Annotated in this window: 14 protein-coding genes and 1 pseudogene; 9 read left to right on the forward strand and 6 right to left on the reverse strand. The window is 35.6% G+C overall.

The features are described 5' to 3' along the window. Nucleotides 1-14 precede the first annotated feature (14 nt). The gene (gene alaS / locus CHSO_RS08100) at nucleotides 15-2,618 is read right to left on the reverse strand and encodes an alanine--tRNA ligase (RefSeq protein ID WP_045494697.1); all 2,604 of its coding nucleotides are present in this window, start codon (nucleotides 2,616-2,618) and stop codon (nucleotides 15-17) included. A gap of 478 nt (nucleotides 2,619-3,096) precedes the next feature. Between alaS and CHSO_RS08105 the strand changes: the two genes are divergently transcribed. The 4 genes and pseudogenes from CHSO_RS08105 (at nucleotide 3,097) to msrB (ending at nucleotide 5,570) form a co-directional block, all read left to right on the forward strand. After that, on the forward strand, nucleotides 3,097-3,648 hold the full coding sequence (locus CHSO_RS08105) for a sigma-70 family RNA polymerase sigma factor (protein ID WP_045494700.1): 552 nt from the start codon (nucleotides 3,097-3,099) through the stop codon (nucleotides 3,646-3,648). A 3-nt stretch (nucleotides 3,649-3,651) separates the two neighbouring features. Further along, nucleotides 3,652-3,921 carry a hypothetical protein gene (locus CHSO_RS08110; protein ID WP_045494703.1) on the forward strand — a complete coding sequence of 90 codons (270 nt, stop codon included), beginning with the start codon at nucleotides 3,652-3,654 and terminating at the stop codon, nucleotides 3,919-3,921. A gap of 81 nt (nucleotides 3,922-4,002) precedes the next feature. Next, nucleotides 4,003-4,452 (forward strand): annotated as a pseudogene (locus tag CHSO_RS08115) (DUF417 family protein). Nucleotides 4,453-4,469: 17 nt separating this feature from the next. Further along, entirely contained in the window at nucleotides 4,470-5,570 is a 1,101-nt protein-coding gene (gene msrB, locus CHSO_RS08120; protein ID WP_045502147.1) for a peptide-methionine (R)-S-oxide reductase MsrB, read from the forward strand. A 52-nt stretch (nucleotides 5,571-5,622) separates the two neighbouring features. Here the strand turns inward: msrB and CHSO_RS08125 are convergent, their stop codons facing one another. The 3 genes from CHSO_RS08125 to CHSO_RS08135 form a co-directional block, all read right to left on the reverse strand. Then, on the reverse strand, nucleotides 5,623-6,273 hold the full coding sequence (locus CHSO_RS08125) for a hypothetical protein (protein WP_045494706.1): 651 nt from the start codon (nucleotides 6,271-6,273) through the stop codon (nucleotides 5,623-5,625). A gap of 124 nt (nucleotides 6,274-6,397) precedes the next feature. Beyond that, on the reverse strand, nucleotides 6,398-7,243 hold the full coding sequence (locus tag CHSO_RS08130) for an ABC transporter permease (protein WP_045494709.1): 846 nt from the start codon (nucleotides 7,241-7,243) through the stop codon (nucleotides 6,398-6,400). A gap of 2 nt (nucleotides 7,244-7,245) precedes the next feature. Continuing rightward, the gene (locus CHSO_RS08135; RefSeq protein WP_045494712.1) at nucleotides 7,246-8,148 is read right to left on the reverse strand and encodes an ABC transporter ATP-binding protein; all 903 of its coding nucleotides are present in this window, start codon (nucleotides 8,146-8,148) and stop codon (nucleotides 7,246-7,248) included. A gap of 116 nt (nucleotides 8,149-8,264) precedes the next feature. On the opposite strand from CHSO_RS08135, the gene CHSO_RS08140 reads away from it, so the two are divergent. From CHSO_RS08140 to CHSO_RS08160, 5 genes are all read left to right on the forward strand, one after another. Next, the gene (locus CHSO_RS08140) at nucleotides 8,265-9,614 is read left to right on the forward strand and encodes an AAA family ATPase (RefSeq protein WP_045494715.1); all 1,350 of its coding nucleotides are present in this window, start codon (nucleotides 8,265-8,267) and stop codon (nucleotides 9,612-9,614) included. 175 nt (nucleotides 9,615-9,789) lie between these two features. Further along, nucleotides 9,790-10,896 (forward strand): NAD(P)/FAD-dependent oxidoreductase, encoded by a 1,107-nt coding sequence (locus CHSO_RS08145; protein WP_045494718.1) that lies wholly within the window; start codon nucleotides 9,790-9,792, stop codon nucleotides 10,894-10,896. A gap of 5 nt (nucleotides 10,897-10,901) precedes the next feature. Continuing rightward, nucleotides 10,902-11,393, forward strand: a complete 492-nt coding sequence (locus CHSO_RS08150; RefSeq protein WP_045494730.1) for a hypothetical protein — start codon at nucleotides 10,902-10,904, stop codon at nucleotides 11,391-11,393. A gap of 226 nt (nucleotides 11,394-11,619) precedes the next feature. Continuing rightward, entirely contained in the window at nucleotides 11,620-12,732 is a 1,113-nt protein-coding gene (gene prfB, locus CHSO_RS08155; protein ID WP_045494733.1) for a peptide chain release factor 2, read from the forward strand. Between the two features lie 85 nt (nucleotides 12,733-12,817). Beyond that, nucleotides 12,818-13,513: a DedA family protein gene (locus CHSO_RS08160; RefSeq protein ID WP_045494736.1), complete on the forward strand. Its 696-nt coding sequence runs from the start codon at nucleotides 12,818-12,820 to the stop codon at nucleotides 13,511-13,513. Nucleotides 13,514-13,654: 141 nt separating this feature from the next. Here the strand turns inward: CHSO_RS08160 and CHSO_RS08165 are convergent, their stop codons facing one another. Both CHSO_RS08165 and CHSO_RS08170 read right to left on the reverse strand, forming a co-directional pair. Next, the gene (locus CHSO_RS08165) at nucleotides 13,655-14,524 is read right to left on the reverse strand and encodes an alpha/beta hydrolase (protein WP_045494740.1); all 870 of its coding nucleotides are present in this window, start codon (nucleotides 14,522-14,524) and stop codon (nucleotides 13,655-13,657) included. Between the two features lie 55 nt (nucleotides 14,525-14,579). Then, the gene (locus tag CHSO_RS08170; RefSeq protein ID WP_045494743.1) at nucleotides 14,580-15,008 is read right to left on the reverse strand and encodes an SRPBCC domain-containing protein; all 429 of its coding nucleotides are present in this window, start codon (nucleotides 15,006-15,008) and stop codon (nucleotides 14,580-14,582) included. Nucleotides 15,009-15,045 lie beyond the last annotated feature (37 nt).

Genomic DNA, 15,045 nt, shown 5'->3' on the forward strand with positions numbered 1-15,045 from the left:
TGTTTCAATATTTTTTAAATATTCAGCGCTTTTTGATAAGCATTTTCCAATCCGTCAAGGTTTTTACCACCAGCAGTAGCAAAACCAGGATTTCCACCACCACCACCTTGAATTTCTTTAGCAAGATCTTTTACAATCGCTCCTGCCTGATATTCTGCTGCCAGATCATCAGAAACTCCTACAGTAATCATTGGTTTACCATCCGCATCAGAAAGAATGATCGTTACCGAAGTTGGGATCTCTCTCTTCAATTGGAATACAATATCTTTAACAGAACCAGCATCCAGAGAAGTCTTTTTCACTAACAACTGCTTGTTGCCTTTCTGCTCGTAAGCATTCTTCCAGTCACCGATTTCTCCTTTTGCTTTTTCCTTTTTAAAAGCGTCTACTTCAGCTTTTAATGATGCATTTTCCTCGATTAATTTCTCGATAGATCTTACCACATCTTTAGACTTCAGCAATTGAGAAAGTTCAATGATCTGTTGTTCAAGATTCTTGAAATATTCTTCAGATTTGTCTCCTGAAATCGCTTCAATTCTTCTGATCCCTGCAGCGGCAGACCCTTCAGAAGTGATCTTGAAAAGACCGATCTCGCTGGTGTTTTTTACGTGAGTCCCTCCACAAAGTTCCTTAGAACTTCCGAACTGAATCATTCTCACATTGTCACCATATTTTTCTCCAAATAAAGCCATTGCTCCTTTCTCCAAAGCTTCCTTAATCGGAATATTTCTGAATTCCTGTAATGTAATGCTTTCTTTGATTTTGTGATTCACTTTTTCTTCAATTAAAGCAATTTCTTCTTCAGTCATTTTATTAAAGTGAGAGAAGTCGAAACGCAGATAATCAGGCCCTACGTAAGATCCTTTTTGTTCTACGTGAGTTCCCAGAACATCTCTTAACGCTTCATGTAAAAGGTGAGTTACAGAGTGGTTAGCCTGAGAGTTCTTTCTGTCAGTTGCATTTACTTTAGCATAGAAAACAGCTCCAGCATCTTTTGGAAGACCGTTAATTAAAGAAATGATAAGACCATTTTCTTTTTTAGTTTCCAACACTTCGAAGCTTTCAGTGGCATTTTCAAGAACACCTTTATCTCCAACCTGTCCACCACCTTCAGGGTAGAATGGAGAGCTGCTTAATACCACCTGATAGAATTCTCCATCTTTGTTTTCTACTTTTCTGTATCTTGTAATATAGGTTTCAGATTCAATCTGGTCGTATCCAACAAAATTTTCATCTCTTTCGTCTAAAGTCACCCAGTCATATACTTTCTGAGCAGAATCCGCTTTGGAACGAAGCTTTTGCTTTTCCATTTCAGCCTCGAATCCTTTTTCATCAATGGTTAACCCTTTTTCCTCCGCAATAATTCTTGTTAAGTCATCAGGGAAACCATACGTATCATACAATACAAAAACCTCTTCGCTTGGTAATACTTTCAGATTATCAGCAATCGTCTGTTGAACTAATTTATCAACTCTGATCAGACCGTTTTCAATGGTTTTTAAGAATGAATCTTCTTCACTTTTAATAACTTCAGTAACCAATTTTCCTTGCTTTTCAAGTTCAGGGAAGAAAGGGCCCATTTGTGATTGCAATACAGCAACCAATTGATAAAGGAAAGGTTCTTTCATTCCTAAGAATCTGTAAGAATAAGAAATTCCTCTTCTTAAAATTCTTCTGATCACATATCCTGCACCTCCGTTAGAAGGAAGCTGCCCGTCTGCAATGGCAAAAGAAACCGCTCTGATGTGGTCTACTACCACACGGATGGCAATATCTTTTTCGTCTTCTAAAATTCCTGTGTATTTCTTTCCTGAAAGTTCCTCAACTTTAGAAATAAGCGGAGTGAAAACATCTGTATCATAGTTGGAAGATTTTCCCTGAAGTGCCATACAAAGACGTTCAAAGCCCATTCCCGTATCAACGTGCTGAGCAGGAAGTTTCTCCAAAGACTTGTCAGCCTTTCTGTTGAATTCCATGAAAACCAGGTTCCATACTTCTACAACCTGAGGGTGGTCATTATTCACTAATTCAAGCCCTGAAACTTTGGCTTTTTCTTCCGGAGTTCTCAAGTCAACATGAATTTCTGAGCAAGGTCCGCAAGGTCCACTTTCACCCATTTCCCAGAAGTTATCCTTCTTATTTCCGTTGATGATTCTGTCTTCTGCAATATGAGATTTCCAGAAATCATAAGCATCCTGATCTCTGTCAAGGTTTTCAGATGCATCTCCCTCGAAAATTGTTACATATAAATTCTCTTTTGGAATTCCGTATACTTCAGTTAATAATTCCCAGGCAAAAGCAATAGCCTCCTTTTTGAAGTAATCCCCGAAAGACCAGTTTCCCAACATTTCAAACATAGTGTGGTGGTAAGTATCTCTACCTACATCATCCAAATCATTGTGTTTTCCTGAAACTCTTAAACACTTTTGTGTATCGGCAATTCTTGGGGCCGTAGGTGTTTTGTAGCCAAGAAAAAAATCCTTGAACTGCGTCATTCCTGAGTTGGAAAACATAAGAGTAGGGTCGTCTTTCAGCACAATAGGAGCTGAAGGAACGATAAGGTGCTCCTTACTTTTAAAATAGTCTAAAAATTTTTGACGTATCTCTTGTGATGTCATAGTATTGCTTTTGCTTTTTTTAGTATCAAATTTTGATAAGATGCAAATTTAAGATTTTTAGGTGATTTAATATCTAATATTTGATATTTTCAGGAGTGATTTGTCAAATGCCTGATATAATAGTTTCTCATAGTAATGAATATCCTGACTATATTTTTTAGAAAATGCTTAGACGCCAAGTTTTTTGAATTTCTTCCTGCTTATTTTAAGGCGCAAGGAAGCCAAAGATTAACCACTTGTTATTTTTTTGCTAGGAATGCACGAATTCTTTTATTATTTGTGCATTCCTGGCCAACAAAACAGTGTACAATTTTATCAGCGAAATCCTTGCGCCTTAAAAATATCCTCATTATCTAAAATCTTTTGCGCCTTTGTGTTTCCAACAAGAAACTATTCGCTTCCAAAATGTTTTTTTGTTCATCTCCATTTAACTTATTACCTTCGCTAAGATCTGAATAAGATAAAAAACATACATACAATGATGAAAAACGAGATCCTGAAAAGCTGGATAGAACAGTATTCCGGACCACTTCTGAAGAAGGCTTTATATCTGCTTTCCAATAAAGAAGATGCTCAGGATGTTGTTCAGGATGTTTTTATAGCAGCCTTTTCCAGTTATGACTCCTTTGAAGGGAAAAGCCAGCCGCTGACTTGGCTGATGGCTATTCTGAATAGAAAAATTGCAGATTTTTACCGGAAAAAATATAAATCGGAACCCAGAGTAAAACTGGATCATTTTTTCGATGAGACTGGATCATGGAAAAATAATGATGTATTAAATGATTGGAATGTTTCAACGGAATCTGAACTTCTGGATAATCCTGATTTTAATAAAACCCTCGAAGAATGTATTGAAGAATTACCCGCCAGATGGAAAATTTTACTTAAAATGTACTACATCGAAGAAAAAAAAGCATCTGATGTGAGTCAGGAATTAAATGTTTCTACGACTAACCTTTGGAAGATTCTTCAAAGAAGCCGGATGCAGCTTAGAGAATGTCTGGAGTTTAACTGGTTTTCAAGATTATAAAAAATGATAAGAAAAATTCTACATATATTATTTTTACCATGCAGTGAAGCCACTTTGCTGATGGAAAAGCGAAATGCTCAAACAATTTCTGCTGGAGAAAATAGAAGGTTGAGCATCCACATATTTGTTTGCAAATGGTGTAAGGTTTACAATGAAAAACTAAAGCTGCTGGATAATATTTTTAAAAAGACCATTACAGAAAAGACCAGTGAAATTAATGAATCTGAAATTCAGGATTTTAAGAATAAAATGATAGATAAACTAAATTTCTAAGAAAAATTTTGTCAGGATTTTGAACCCGTTCCGACTATACTTTTGAAAACAAATAAAAGTATTCATTCAAAATCTTAAAAAATGATAGGAACAGAACAAACATCAGGCAAAAGTCAATCAACGTATACTCTAGGGTATTATATCTCTCTTTTCGGAGCAGCACTCATCTTACTTTGGATTGGGATTTTCAAATTTACTCCAACGGAAGCCTCAGCAATAAAACCTTTAGTGGAAAACCATTTCTTAACTTTTTTCGTATATAAAGTAATGAGTGTCCAAACAGTGTCAAATCTGATCGGAACGATAGAAATTATCATTGCTTTACTACTGATATTTAGTGCGAAATTTGCTGTATTAAAAAGATATGCAGGAATAGGAATGATTGTCACTTTTCTGGTAACATTAAGTTATCTGTTTACGACTCCCGGAATGTGAAAAGTAGTGGATGGTGTTCCTGTAACTGACTTTTTTATTTTAAAAGATCTGATGCTTTTAGGATTTGGATTTATGATTTTACAAAATAAACAATAATGAATAAAAAGCTAAATATGAAAAATATATTAATTGTACTCGGCATTATTCTGGGTATCGCAGTTTTTGCTGCAGAGAGCGGGCTTTTTAAAAAGAATAAGCCCGTTGAGACAGACGTGAAAAAAGAAAAACAGGAAATTATGGATAATAAAAACGTAAGGGAAATTTATTTTGCAGGCGGATGTTTTTGGGGAACAGAGCATTTTTTTCAACAGATTCGTGGAGTGGTAGGAACGGAAGTAGGCTATGCTAACGGGAAAACGCAGAATCCAACCTATGAAGAAGTAGTAAGCCATACAACAGGTTTTGCAGAAACAGTGAAAGTAAAATATGATCCTGAACAAGTGGATTTGAAGTTATTGATTGATCTGTATTTTAAAACCATTGATCCTACAAGCCTTAATCAACAGGGAAATGACAGAGGTGACCAATACAGAACAGGAATTTATTATACGGATAAAGCCGATGAAGCTCTTATAAAAAGTGAAGTTCAGAAGCTTGCTAAAGGATATAGCAAACCGGTTGTGGTAGAAACAATTCCTTTGAAAAATTTCTACAAGGCAGAAGATTATCATCAGGATTATTTAGATAAAAATCCGGGCGGATATTGCCACATTGAACCGGGTCTTTTTGAAATGGCGAAAAAAGCCAACCCACTTCCTAAAGCAACTACCTATCAAAAGCAGGATAAAAAAGTTTTAAAGCAAAAACTAACTGCAGAACAATATAATGTAACGCAGGAAAATGGTACAGAAAGAGCTTTTCAAAATGAATACTGGAATGAAACCCGTGAAGGAATTTATGTAGACATCACCACAGGAGAACCCTTATTTATTTCAACAGATAAATTTGAATCAGGCTGTGGATGGCCAAGTTTTTCAAAACCAATTACAAAAAGTTTGATTGATGAAAAGCTCGACCGTACCCACGGAATGACAAGGGTAGAGGTAAGAAGTAAAATCGGGGATGCTCACTTGGGTCACGTTTTTACGGATGGTCCAGAAGATAAAGGCGGACTTCGTTACTGCATCAACAGTGCTTCTCTGAAGTTTATTCCAAAAGCAGAAATGGAAACAAAAGGATACGGAAAATATCTTCCGTTGTTAGATAAAAAGTAAATTGAAAAGGAGGAGGCTGTCTCAAAAGTGAGGCAGTCTTTTTTATTTGGAATTAATGGTGTAATTGAAATCGTTCTTTGATGCTGAGCATAGAGATATTCAGAAATATGAGAAATCCAAAAATAATGTAGGAGGTTTCTTTAGATGCGGTTCTAAACAGATTAAAGATTTTCCCATATTGAGTAGATTCAAAAGTATTCACAGTTTCTGCTGAATCCCAACCTATAATATCGTTACAAAGCAAACATTCATATTCAGGATATTGCATCTTAGGATCAATATAGCTGTAAACAGCAAAAATATGCCCTGTTTTCTCAAGATCAACTGCATATTGTTCTTGTTTAGCTATTGCCAAATCATTCAAAACAGAGACAAAATCACCATAGTTATTATTTTGATCTAAAATAAATTCAACACCAGACTCTTTTTCATTTCTTTTCTGAAGATTTTTCAGTTCAGAAACATATAATTTTGAATTTTGCTGAGCTTCTCCAGGAACAACTTTTATTTTCCTGTAATTCCAGTTTCTTGCAGGTTCAAAACTAGCAAAATTATTGTTAATTCCTTCTCTTTCTTTCGCAGGAAGTCCAATGTCCATCACCGAGATATTGATTTCTTCAAACTTTTGATTTCCATAATACCAGAATAAAATAGGAATCAGCACAGCACTAATCAATCCGGGAACGTAGTATATTTTTTTCATGCTTAGTTTTTTGACAAAGCAGAATGAAAATATTAAGCCAAAAAAAGTGATCCGAAAACGAACCACTTTAAAAAAAATCTTTAAATATTTTAATTGTCAATCTTTAAATTCCGAACATTGATATCTACCAATCTCTTTTTCTCAAAATCCAGTATGATCCGAATATAAAAATAGAACACCATACCAAACAGGCGATAAGGCTTTCCGTAGGATAGTGGAATTCATATTTTACTCCTATCATTTTAGCCATATTCAATCTCATCATCGGATTAGGAATAAGACTGGACATACTTTCCAGCGGTAAAAGATGGGTGATGAAGAAGTCATTCTGAAGAACTTCATTTCTTTGTGGGCCCTGCATTCCTTTAACTCTTGAGAAAACTTCAATAGTTGTTAAAATTCCCTCGCCAATCCAGAAAACAAAAAGGGCAAGAAATACAAATACTGATTTTCTCAATAAAATAGAAAGGAACATTAAGAAACAGAAGAATGTAAATAATTTTACCAGATAATTTCCAATGAAAAAAATCTCTGCAAAAACCTTTGTAGATTCTGTTGTATTTGAGAATTTATAGCCCAGAAATAAAGTAAGACCAAATACAAGTATGGTAGAAACAATGGTGAAAATACTTATCGTCAATAGTTTTGAAGTAATAAATTCTTTTCTGCTCAATCCATCAATCGTATTCTGTTTGAACATTCGGTTGCTGAATTCCTGCGAAATGGAGAAAACAATAATCAGTCCCAGGAAAATTTTCAATAAAGCAACAATCCATGTGGTAAAATTCCAGATTTCAGGGAAATTATAAATCCCCTGTTCCTTTAAGTTGACGGTTCCTCCAAAAACATCAAAATCAACCAATCCTATGAAAAGCAAAGCAATAAGAATGGCAAAATAAAGTATTGTGAAAACCTTAAACGGTTTGTAGTTCAGGTTTTTGTAGTATTCCAGTTTTAATAATTTTATCATGACTAATTGGTGTTTTTTACAAGTTCAAGGAATTGAGATTCAAGAGACAGTTTTTTCTTGGTCAAATGGGAAAGGTAAATCCCTTTCTCAGCCAGTTTCTGATTCATTGCCGAAGCTGAAATTGAAGCATCATCACGGATCTGAGCCTTGATAAGGTCTCCTTCCTGATTGATGGAGGAGAACCATTGAAGCTCATTCAACGCATTCAAAAGTAATGTGTTATCGTCGGCTTTCAGTTCAAAGTATCTGTTGTTGGAAGTCATTTCATCCACTCGTCCGCAATAAATAGAATTTCCTTCTTTCAACACAATAACATGGCTGCATATTTTTTCAATTTCATCGAGAAGATGGCTTGCAATGATAATTGTGATTCCCTGTTTGGCAATATCGCTAATGATTTCTCTGATCTGAATAATTCCTTCAGGATCCAATCCGTTGGTCGGTTCATCTAATATCATGACTTCAGGATTATTCAACATCGCTGAAGCAATGGCTAGACGCTGTTTCATTCCCAGAGAAAAGGTATTGAAAGTATCTTTTCTCCTTTCATACAGATTAACGGTTTTCAGAACTTCGTCAATTCTGGAATAAGGGGCTCTTTTAATTTCGGCTACAATCTTAAGGTTGGTTTCCGCACTTAAATAAGGATAAAAGTTGGGCTGCTCAATAATCGCTCCAATCTTTTTCAAAGTTTCCGGATCAGTTCCTTTTTTACCAAACCAAAACCAATCTCCGCTGGTAGGGTTGATTGTTGAAAGCAGCATCCCAAACGTTGTAGATTTTCCGCTTCCATTGGGTCCCAATAGCCCATAAACATTTCCTCTTTCGACATCAAAAGAAATATTGTTGACCACAACTCTTTTGAATTTTTTCGTCAAATTTTTTACTGATAAAATCTTTTCCATGTAATTTGTTTTACATAGTAGTAGTCTATATAAATTAGATGATGTTACAGAATTATCATAAATCAATATCAATTTATTGGTAAATACATTAAATTTGATAGAATTAATCAACACTTATGAAGCTAATTGAACTTGCAGAAAAACTGAACGTTTCTGCAGAAGCGATAAAACAGTTTATACAGGATTTTGATCTGGAATTGGTAGACTGCATCAGTACCAACTTTGAAGTAAAAGATGATTTTGAAAAATTTGCCCGCGAAAATATAGATTTCTTAAGGCTGTATGAAAAAGATCTGGACAAGAATAAAACATTGGAACAGATTGCTGAAGTCATCAACCAGCCAAAGGATAAAGTAGAAAAAGCAATCAAAGACAATAATCTTAATATTTTTGATAATGGTTTTTTCAAATCTTCCATTTCCAGTTATGGAATCGATAACAAGCTGGGGGGGAATTATCAATTTGTATACGACTATTTCGGGCACAAAACCAGCCTCCAGCAAAGAGATTTTATAGGCTACAGAGATCTGTTTTTTTATACATCAGCGGTTCTTGAACCATTTTTAAATCCTCAACAGATTAAAGACTGGGGAATCAATAAACCAGCCGGAATTATTTTATATGGACCTCCGGGAAGCGGTAAGATTTTCTGGGCCAATAAAATTGCTGAAATCATAGGCTATCAGTTCAAAGAAGTGAAAAAACATTATCTGGGAACATCATTGATTGACGGAAATCAGATCAATTTCAGTGATTTTCTTTTAACCATGATGAAAGAAAATAAAATGCTGCTTTTCCTTGATGATTTTGATGAAATTATGATGCAAAGGAAAGCTGATAATGATATTGCATCCTGTAATCTGGAAGCTCAGGAACTTATTCTCCACTATATCGGGAAATTTGAAAAAGAAGGAGTGCTGATGGTTGGTTCTGCGAACTCTGTAGCAGAAATTAATGAAGAAATTTTGGCTCCCGGAAGGTTTGATGTGATGATTCCCATATTTCCGCCTAATGCGTCAGAGCGTTCAGAGATTATTTTATACGCTATGACGAGAGGGCTTGAAGAAGATTCCTTGTTATATAGGATCCTTAAAAATAATAAAGCAGATAAAGTTCCTTTCTGGCATGATGCTGCTTCAAGAATGAAAGCCTTTAGCAATACCATGCTGATTGATTTTACTCAAAGTTTAAAGAAACGAATTAAAGACCTTTATCAGAGAACCAGAAACGAAAAGCTTAAAATCGATCAGAAACTTATCAATGGGGCGTTAAGAGATGCTGCTGCAAAGCTCACTGAAGAATACCTTGATCAGGTAGCCCAATTTTTGGCAGATGTCATCATTAATAATTTTGACGAATTCCGTTTCAGAATTCAGGCCTTAAAAAATGAACTTGAAACCTATAAAGTAGTGGAAGAACCCAGACGTGCAATCGGGTTTCACCACAATGGAGAGAAGGAAGAATAGGCGGGATATGAGATTCGGGGTACGAGTTATGAAATGTTGGAATATCAGGAGTTAAAACTGTAATCATCCAATAATTTCCTTTTTCAACCCCTTTGTCTATCATCTATCTGTCTATTAGCTTTTCGTTTTATGTCTTCCATTATCATAATTATTCATCATTAATTACTCATTACTCATGGTCAGCGTCTGGGAACAGGAAACCTTTTACCGTAAAAGAGATATCATCATCATTGGAGCCGGATTCTCCGGGCTTTGGACGGCTATTTCCATTAAGGAGAAGTTTCCTGAGAAATCCGTATTGATTATTGAAAGAAATGCTGTTCCATTAGGGGCTTCCACCCGAAATGCCGGCTTTGCCTGCTTTGGAAGCCTTACAGAGGTCATTGCTGATTCCCGGAAAATGGGTTGGGAAAAAACATTGGATCTTGTTAAAATGAGATTCGAAGGGCTTCAAAAGATCAAACAGTATTTTAAAAACGATGAAATAGATTTTGAACTCATCGGCGGTTACGAAATTCTGAATAATAATGAACCCTTGCTGCACATAAAGGAAGTGAATGAAAAGCTGAAATCCATTACCGGACTTGAAGAAACCTATTCTCTGCAACAGAATAAAATAAAAGAATTTGGGCTGGGTAAATCTCAGTTTCTAATTGAGAATCCATGTGAAGGAAGCCTGCATTCCGGAAAACTGTTGCAAAAGCTTATGGAGAAATGCTACGAGTTGAAGGTTGAGTTTTTGTTGGGAACTGAAGTGAAAAATATAGAAGAAACCTCTGATAAGGTGAATATCTACTTTTCAGAGGGAACTTCTGTAAAAACCGATCAGTTAATCTATTGCACCAATGCATTCAGTTCAAAATTCATGGAGAATGAAAATATAATTCCTGCCAGAGGTCAGATTCTCCTTACGGAACCTATAGAAAATTTAAAATTGAAAGGAACTTTCCATTATGATGAGGGTTTTTATTATTTTAGAAACCTAGGAAACCGTGTATTGCTAGGCGGTGGAAGAAATCAGGATTTTAAAACTGAAGAAACTACAGCTTTTGAAACCACAGAGTTTCTGCAACATCACTTAGAAAATTTCCTACAGGAAGTTATTCTGCCCAATCAGGAATTTAAGATTGCGCTACGCTGGTCGGGAATTATGGCGATGGGAAATGAAAAAACACCAATTGTAAAAAGACTTTCAGAAAGACAGCTTTGTGCTGTACGACTTTCCGGAATGGGAGTGGCATTGGCCCCTAAAGTTGGTGAGATGATTACCATTATGATTTAAATACAATGAAATATTTACCTTTTGAACGTATTACTTACAGGACAGATTTATCCCAACAGGAAATAATAAAAAGTCTTTCAGATGTTGTTGAACCGAAAAAATTCAGCTTTGGAAGAAACCCTATCAAAGATTATGAAGGTTCTGTGGATACTGACGGTTTTGATATCAGCAGAGTCATCAATTACAGAAATTCATTTTTGCCTCAGATATACGGAACCATTCAAAACAATAATTATGGAACAGAAATTCAGGTGACTATGAGCTTGAATGGATTTGTATTTCTCTTTACAATAGCATGGTGTTTAATGGCGACCTTTTCATTTGTTATTGTATTGATGAAAGGAATAAGAGACAAAGAAATAACCGTTGAATTTTTTATTCCCCTAATAATGCTGTTATTTGTGTATGGGCTAACTATGATATGCTTCAAAATAGAAAGCAAAAAATCAAAAGAATATCTGAAAAAAATTTTTGAAGCAGAAATAACTAAAGAATAAAATAGAAGAAACAAAGAGATAATAGATGAGGAGAGGATAGAAAAATAAGTTAACAATTAATATCTCCTAATTCAAATTTTGTACTTGTATCTATAATTTCAATCCTGCTAAGCCGTATTTCGTATACCGAAACCTTGCATCCTGAAACCTTGTATCCCATTTCTATCCTAGAAAAAGAGCTTTCCACTCTAAAAGAAATCCCTTATTTTTGCAAAAAGAAAAAATCGTGATAAACAACGACCAGATAAAAGAAGCTCAATCCAGAATTGAAGACTTACACAGATATTTACAGATTGAAAAAAAGAAGATCGAAATTGCCAATGATGATGAAAAGACAGCGGCTCCTGAGTTTTGGGATAACCCTAAGACTGCAGAAGCTTTCCTGAAACAGCTTCGTTCCAAGAAAAAATGGGTGGAAAGCTATGATGAAATTCACACCCAATTTGAAGACCTGCAGGTATTGGTTGACTTTGCTAAAGAAGATCCCGATTCCGAAAAAGAACTGGATGAAACATTCCCGCAGCTGGTAGAAAAAATAGAAGACCTTGAATTCAAGAATATGCTTTCCAATGAAGGGGATGAGTTGTCTGCAGTTCTTCAGATCACTGCCGGAGCCGGAGGAACAGAAAGTTGTGACTGGGCATCCATGTTGATGAGAATGTACACCATGTGGGCAGAAAAACAGGGCTATAAGATTCGTGAACTGAACTTTCAGGAAGGAGATGTAGCCGGCGTTAAAACTGTTACCCTTGAGATAGAAGGTGAATTTGCCTTTGGATATTTAAGAGGTGAAAACGGAGTTCACAGATTGGTAAGAATTTCACCTTTTGATTCGAATGCAAAACGTCATACCAGCTTTGTTTCCGTGTATGTTTATCCTTTAGTAGATGATACGATCGAAATTAATATTAACCCTGCTGATATATCCTTTGAAACGATGAGGTCTTCCGGAGCCGGAGGGCAGAATGTAAACAAGGTAGAAACAGCAGTACGTCTTCGTCACGCACCTACCGGAATTATCATAGAAAATTCAGAATCCCGTTCTCAGCTTCAGAACAAAGAAAAAGCAATGCAGCTCTTACGTTCCAGATTATATGAAATGGAATTGGAAGAACGTATGAAGGCCAGAAATGAGATTGAAGCCAACAAAATGAAAATCGAGTGGGGAAGCCAGATCAGAAACTACGTGATGCACCCTTACAAATTGGTAAAAGATGTACGCTCAGGCCATGAGACCTCGGATGTGGATGCTGTAATGAACGGAAATCTGACTCCTTTCCTTAAAGCATTCCTGATGGCCGATGGTACCGCAGTTTCCGATGATGATCTCGACCTATAAATATTATTTGAAATTTTAGTTAAAATCTTATAATTAATTTTTGTTTCAGACATTTTAGACTTACTTTTGTTGTTCATCGATATATATGGAAGATTTCAATAGCTGGAAGGATTTATTAAACCCGGAGTTTTATATTAAAATGGGAGGGTTTTGGCTTATTTTATTTATTGTGTTTGCTGAAACAGGTCTTTTTGTAGGGTTTTTCCTACCCGGAGATTCACTATTATTCGTTTCGGGAATTTATGCCGTTGAAATCATCAAAGAGACGTTTGGATCCACAGGAAGTGATTTCTTAGATACAACGATCCTTGCCTCCGGAGTAGCACTGGCTGCCATTATAGGAAATGAAGTAGGATATTATTTTGGAAGAAAAACAGGTCCTGCTTTGTACAAAAGACCGGATTCAATGCTTTTCAAGAAGAAATATCTTTATCAGGCACATGATTTCTTTGAAAAACACGGTGCGCTGGCAATCATTATGGCAAGATTCTTACCTGTTGTGAGAACCTTTACTCCAATTGTTGCAGGGATTGTGAAGATGGATAAAAAAGAATTCCTAAGAGATAACGTTATTGGAGCAGTTCTATGGTCATTTATTTTGATCTTTGCGGGACATTACCTTGATAAACTTTTCATGGAGCAGTTTAATATTAATCTGAAAGAAAAGTTAGAATACATTATCATTGTCATTGTATTGGTAACAACACTGCCAGTGATTATTAAGTTTATGTTCGGAAAAAAAGAAGACTTTTCTAAATACGAAAACAAAGATTTTGAATAGAATTCAAATCCGCTAAAATATATAAAGGCTGTCTCCTCTTGAGATAGCCTTTTTTATTAGCCATGAATACACGAATCTTTTTATTGGTGTATTCGCGGCTAGAAACTTTTATATAAATTTAGTTTTATAGGAATAAATAGATTATTTGCTAATCCAATCCAGAATATTCGGATAGATAATACTGTCTCTTTTTCTTTTGCTGAAGAATCTTGGTGCATGACCTGTTTTCTCCATAAAGACAAATTTGTGGGGAATATTCATAAGGGTAAGCGCTGAATCCATGGCTATCCCTTGATGCTGGTTGACCAGAAAATCATGATTTCCCTGAAATAATAGAGTAGGCACATGGGTAATATTGGCAATTGGGCTGGCTTCCTTAAAGGCTTCTGAAAGATTTTTGCGGTCAAATTTAGTTCCTACAACCTTTTGAATAGTAGGAGAGGTATATTTAGAATAAAAAGAATTCAGATACTCGGGGCTGTAAAAATCGGTAGGACCACTTAAAGAAATGATCTTTTTAATCTGCTCCGGATGCTGGTAGCCATATAGTAAAGCCAGATGTCCGCCGGCACTTTCTCCAAGAATAACATAATTGTTGGGCTGAAGTTCTGCTTTTTCTGATAAAGAATTAAACTTTTCAAGCACAGCACCTATATCCTCAAGCTGTTGTTTATACGTGATTTTTTTCTTTTGAGAAACCAATCGGTAATTCATGTTGATGCTTGGGATCTTATTTTGAAAAAGCATTTTCTGGATCTGAATCATGTGTTCCTTTTTCCCCAGTGTCCAGGCCCCACCATGCACAATAAGAACCACAGGTGAGTTTTCGGCGTAATCTTTGGGCAGGAAAACATCCATTTTTTGTCTTTTATGATCCCCGTATTTTAAGTTATAGATTTTCTGCTGACCATCAGGACCTACCCAAACTCTGAATTTCGTATTACAGGACTGCAAAAGGAAACTGATACCTCCCATAACGAAAAAATGATACCTGAGAATGAGCTTTTTCATGTATCAAATGTAAGAAAAAGATAGTGATTTATATACAGTTGCAAACGTTTTCCGTTCAGCTTTTTTCAGCTAATTCTTTTAATTTCTGATTCATGAGATTGAAGCCGATTGTTGTATTGTCAAAATTAAAAAACGGAACAAGGAGACCAGAAAATTGTTCTGATTGGATAAATTGAGTTGTCCCATTTTTATTGTCAATCAATTCAAAGTGATGTTCACCATCAAATATCCCTTTAAATAATAATTTTCCTAACCATTTCAGTTCTTTATTCTCTTTTTTCGATAAGACTACAGGCTTGAAGACCATGCCTTTTCCTTCTTTTGGTTTGATCGTAACCTGTATTTGGCTGCCTTCTTCTACCGATCCCCGAATCTCAGTAATAAAAGGATTCCAGGTTGGATAATTTTGAAAGTTTGATAATATTTTCCATATTTTTTCAGGGGTGGCATGAATGGCTATTTCTGTTTCGATTTTCTTTGACATGATAAATGATTTTATATGAGCAAAGTTCAGGGAGAAG

It is taken from the genome of Chryseobacterium sp. StRB126 (assembly GCF_000829375.1).
Taxonomy (GTDB): Bacteria; Bacteroidota; Bacteroidia; order Flavobacteriales; family Weeksellaceae; genus Chryseobacterium.

Coding starts and splice junctions, on each gene's coding strand:
- alaS (WP_045494697.1), bottom strand. CDS start 2,618: ATGACATCACAAGAGATACGTCAAAAATTTTTAGACTATTTTAAAAGT.
- CHSO_RS08105 (WP_045494700.1), top strand. CDS start 3,097: ATGATGAAAAACGAGATCCTGAAAAGCTGGATAGAACAGTATTCCGGA.
- CHSO_RS08110 (WP_045494703.1), top strand. CDS start 3,652: ATGATAAGAAAAATTCTACATATATTATTTTTACCATGCAGTGAAGCC.
- msrB (WP_045502147.1), top strand. CDS start 4,470: ATGAAAAATATATTAATTGTACTCGGCATTATTCTGGGTATCGCAGTT.
- CHSO_RS08125 (WP_045494706.1), bottom strand. CDS start 6,273: ATGAAAAAAATATACTACGTTCCCGGATTGATTAGTGCTGTGCTGATT.
- CHSO_RS08130 (WP_045494709.1), bottom strand. CDS start 7,243: ATGATAAAATTATTAAAACTGGAATACTACAAAAACCTGAACTACAAA.
- CHSO_RS08135 (WP_045494712.1), bottom strand. CDS start 8,148: ATGGAAAAGATTTTATCAGTAAAAAATTTGACGAAAAAATTCAAAAGA.
- CHSO_RS08140 (WP_045494715.1), top strand. CDS start 8,265: ATGAAGCTAATTGAACTTGCAGAAAAACTGAACGTTTCTGCAGAAGCG.
- CHSO_RS08145 (WP_045494718.1), top strand. CDS start 9,790: ATGGTCAGCGTCTGGGAACAGGAAACCTTTTACCGTAAAAGAGATATC.
- CHSO_RS08150 (WP_045494730.1), top strand. CDS start 10,902: ATGAAATATTTACCTTTTGAACGTATTACTTACAGGACAGATTTATCC.
- CHSO_RS08160 (WP_045494736.1), top strand. CDS start 12,818: ATGGAAGATTTCAATAGCTGGAAGGATTTATTAAACCCGGAGTTTTAT.
- CHSO_RS08165 (WP_045494740.1), bottom strand. CDS start 14,524: ATGAAAAAGCTCATTCTCAGGTATCATTTTTTCGTTATGGGAGGTATC.
- CHSO_RS08170 (WP_045494743.1), bottom strand. CDS start 15,008: ATGTCAAAGAAAATCGAAACAGAAATAGCCATTCATGCCACCCCTGAA.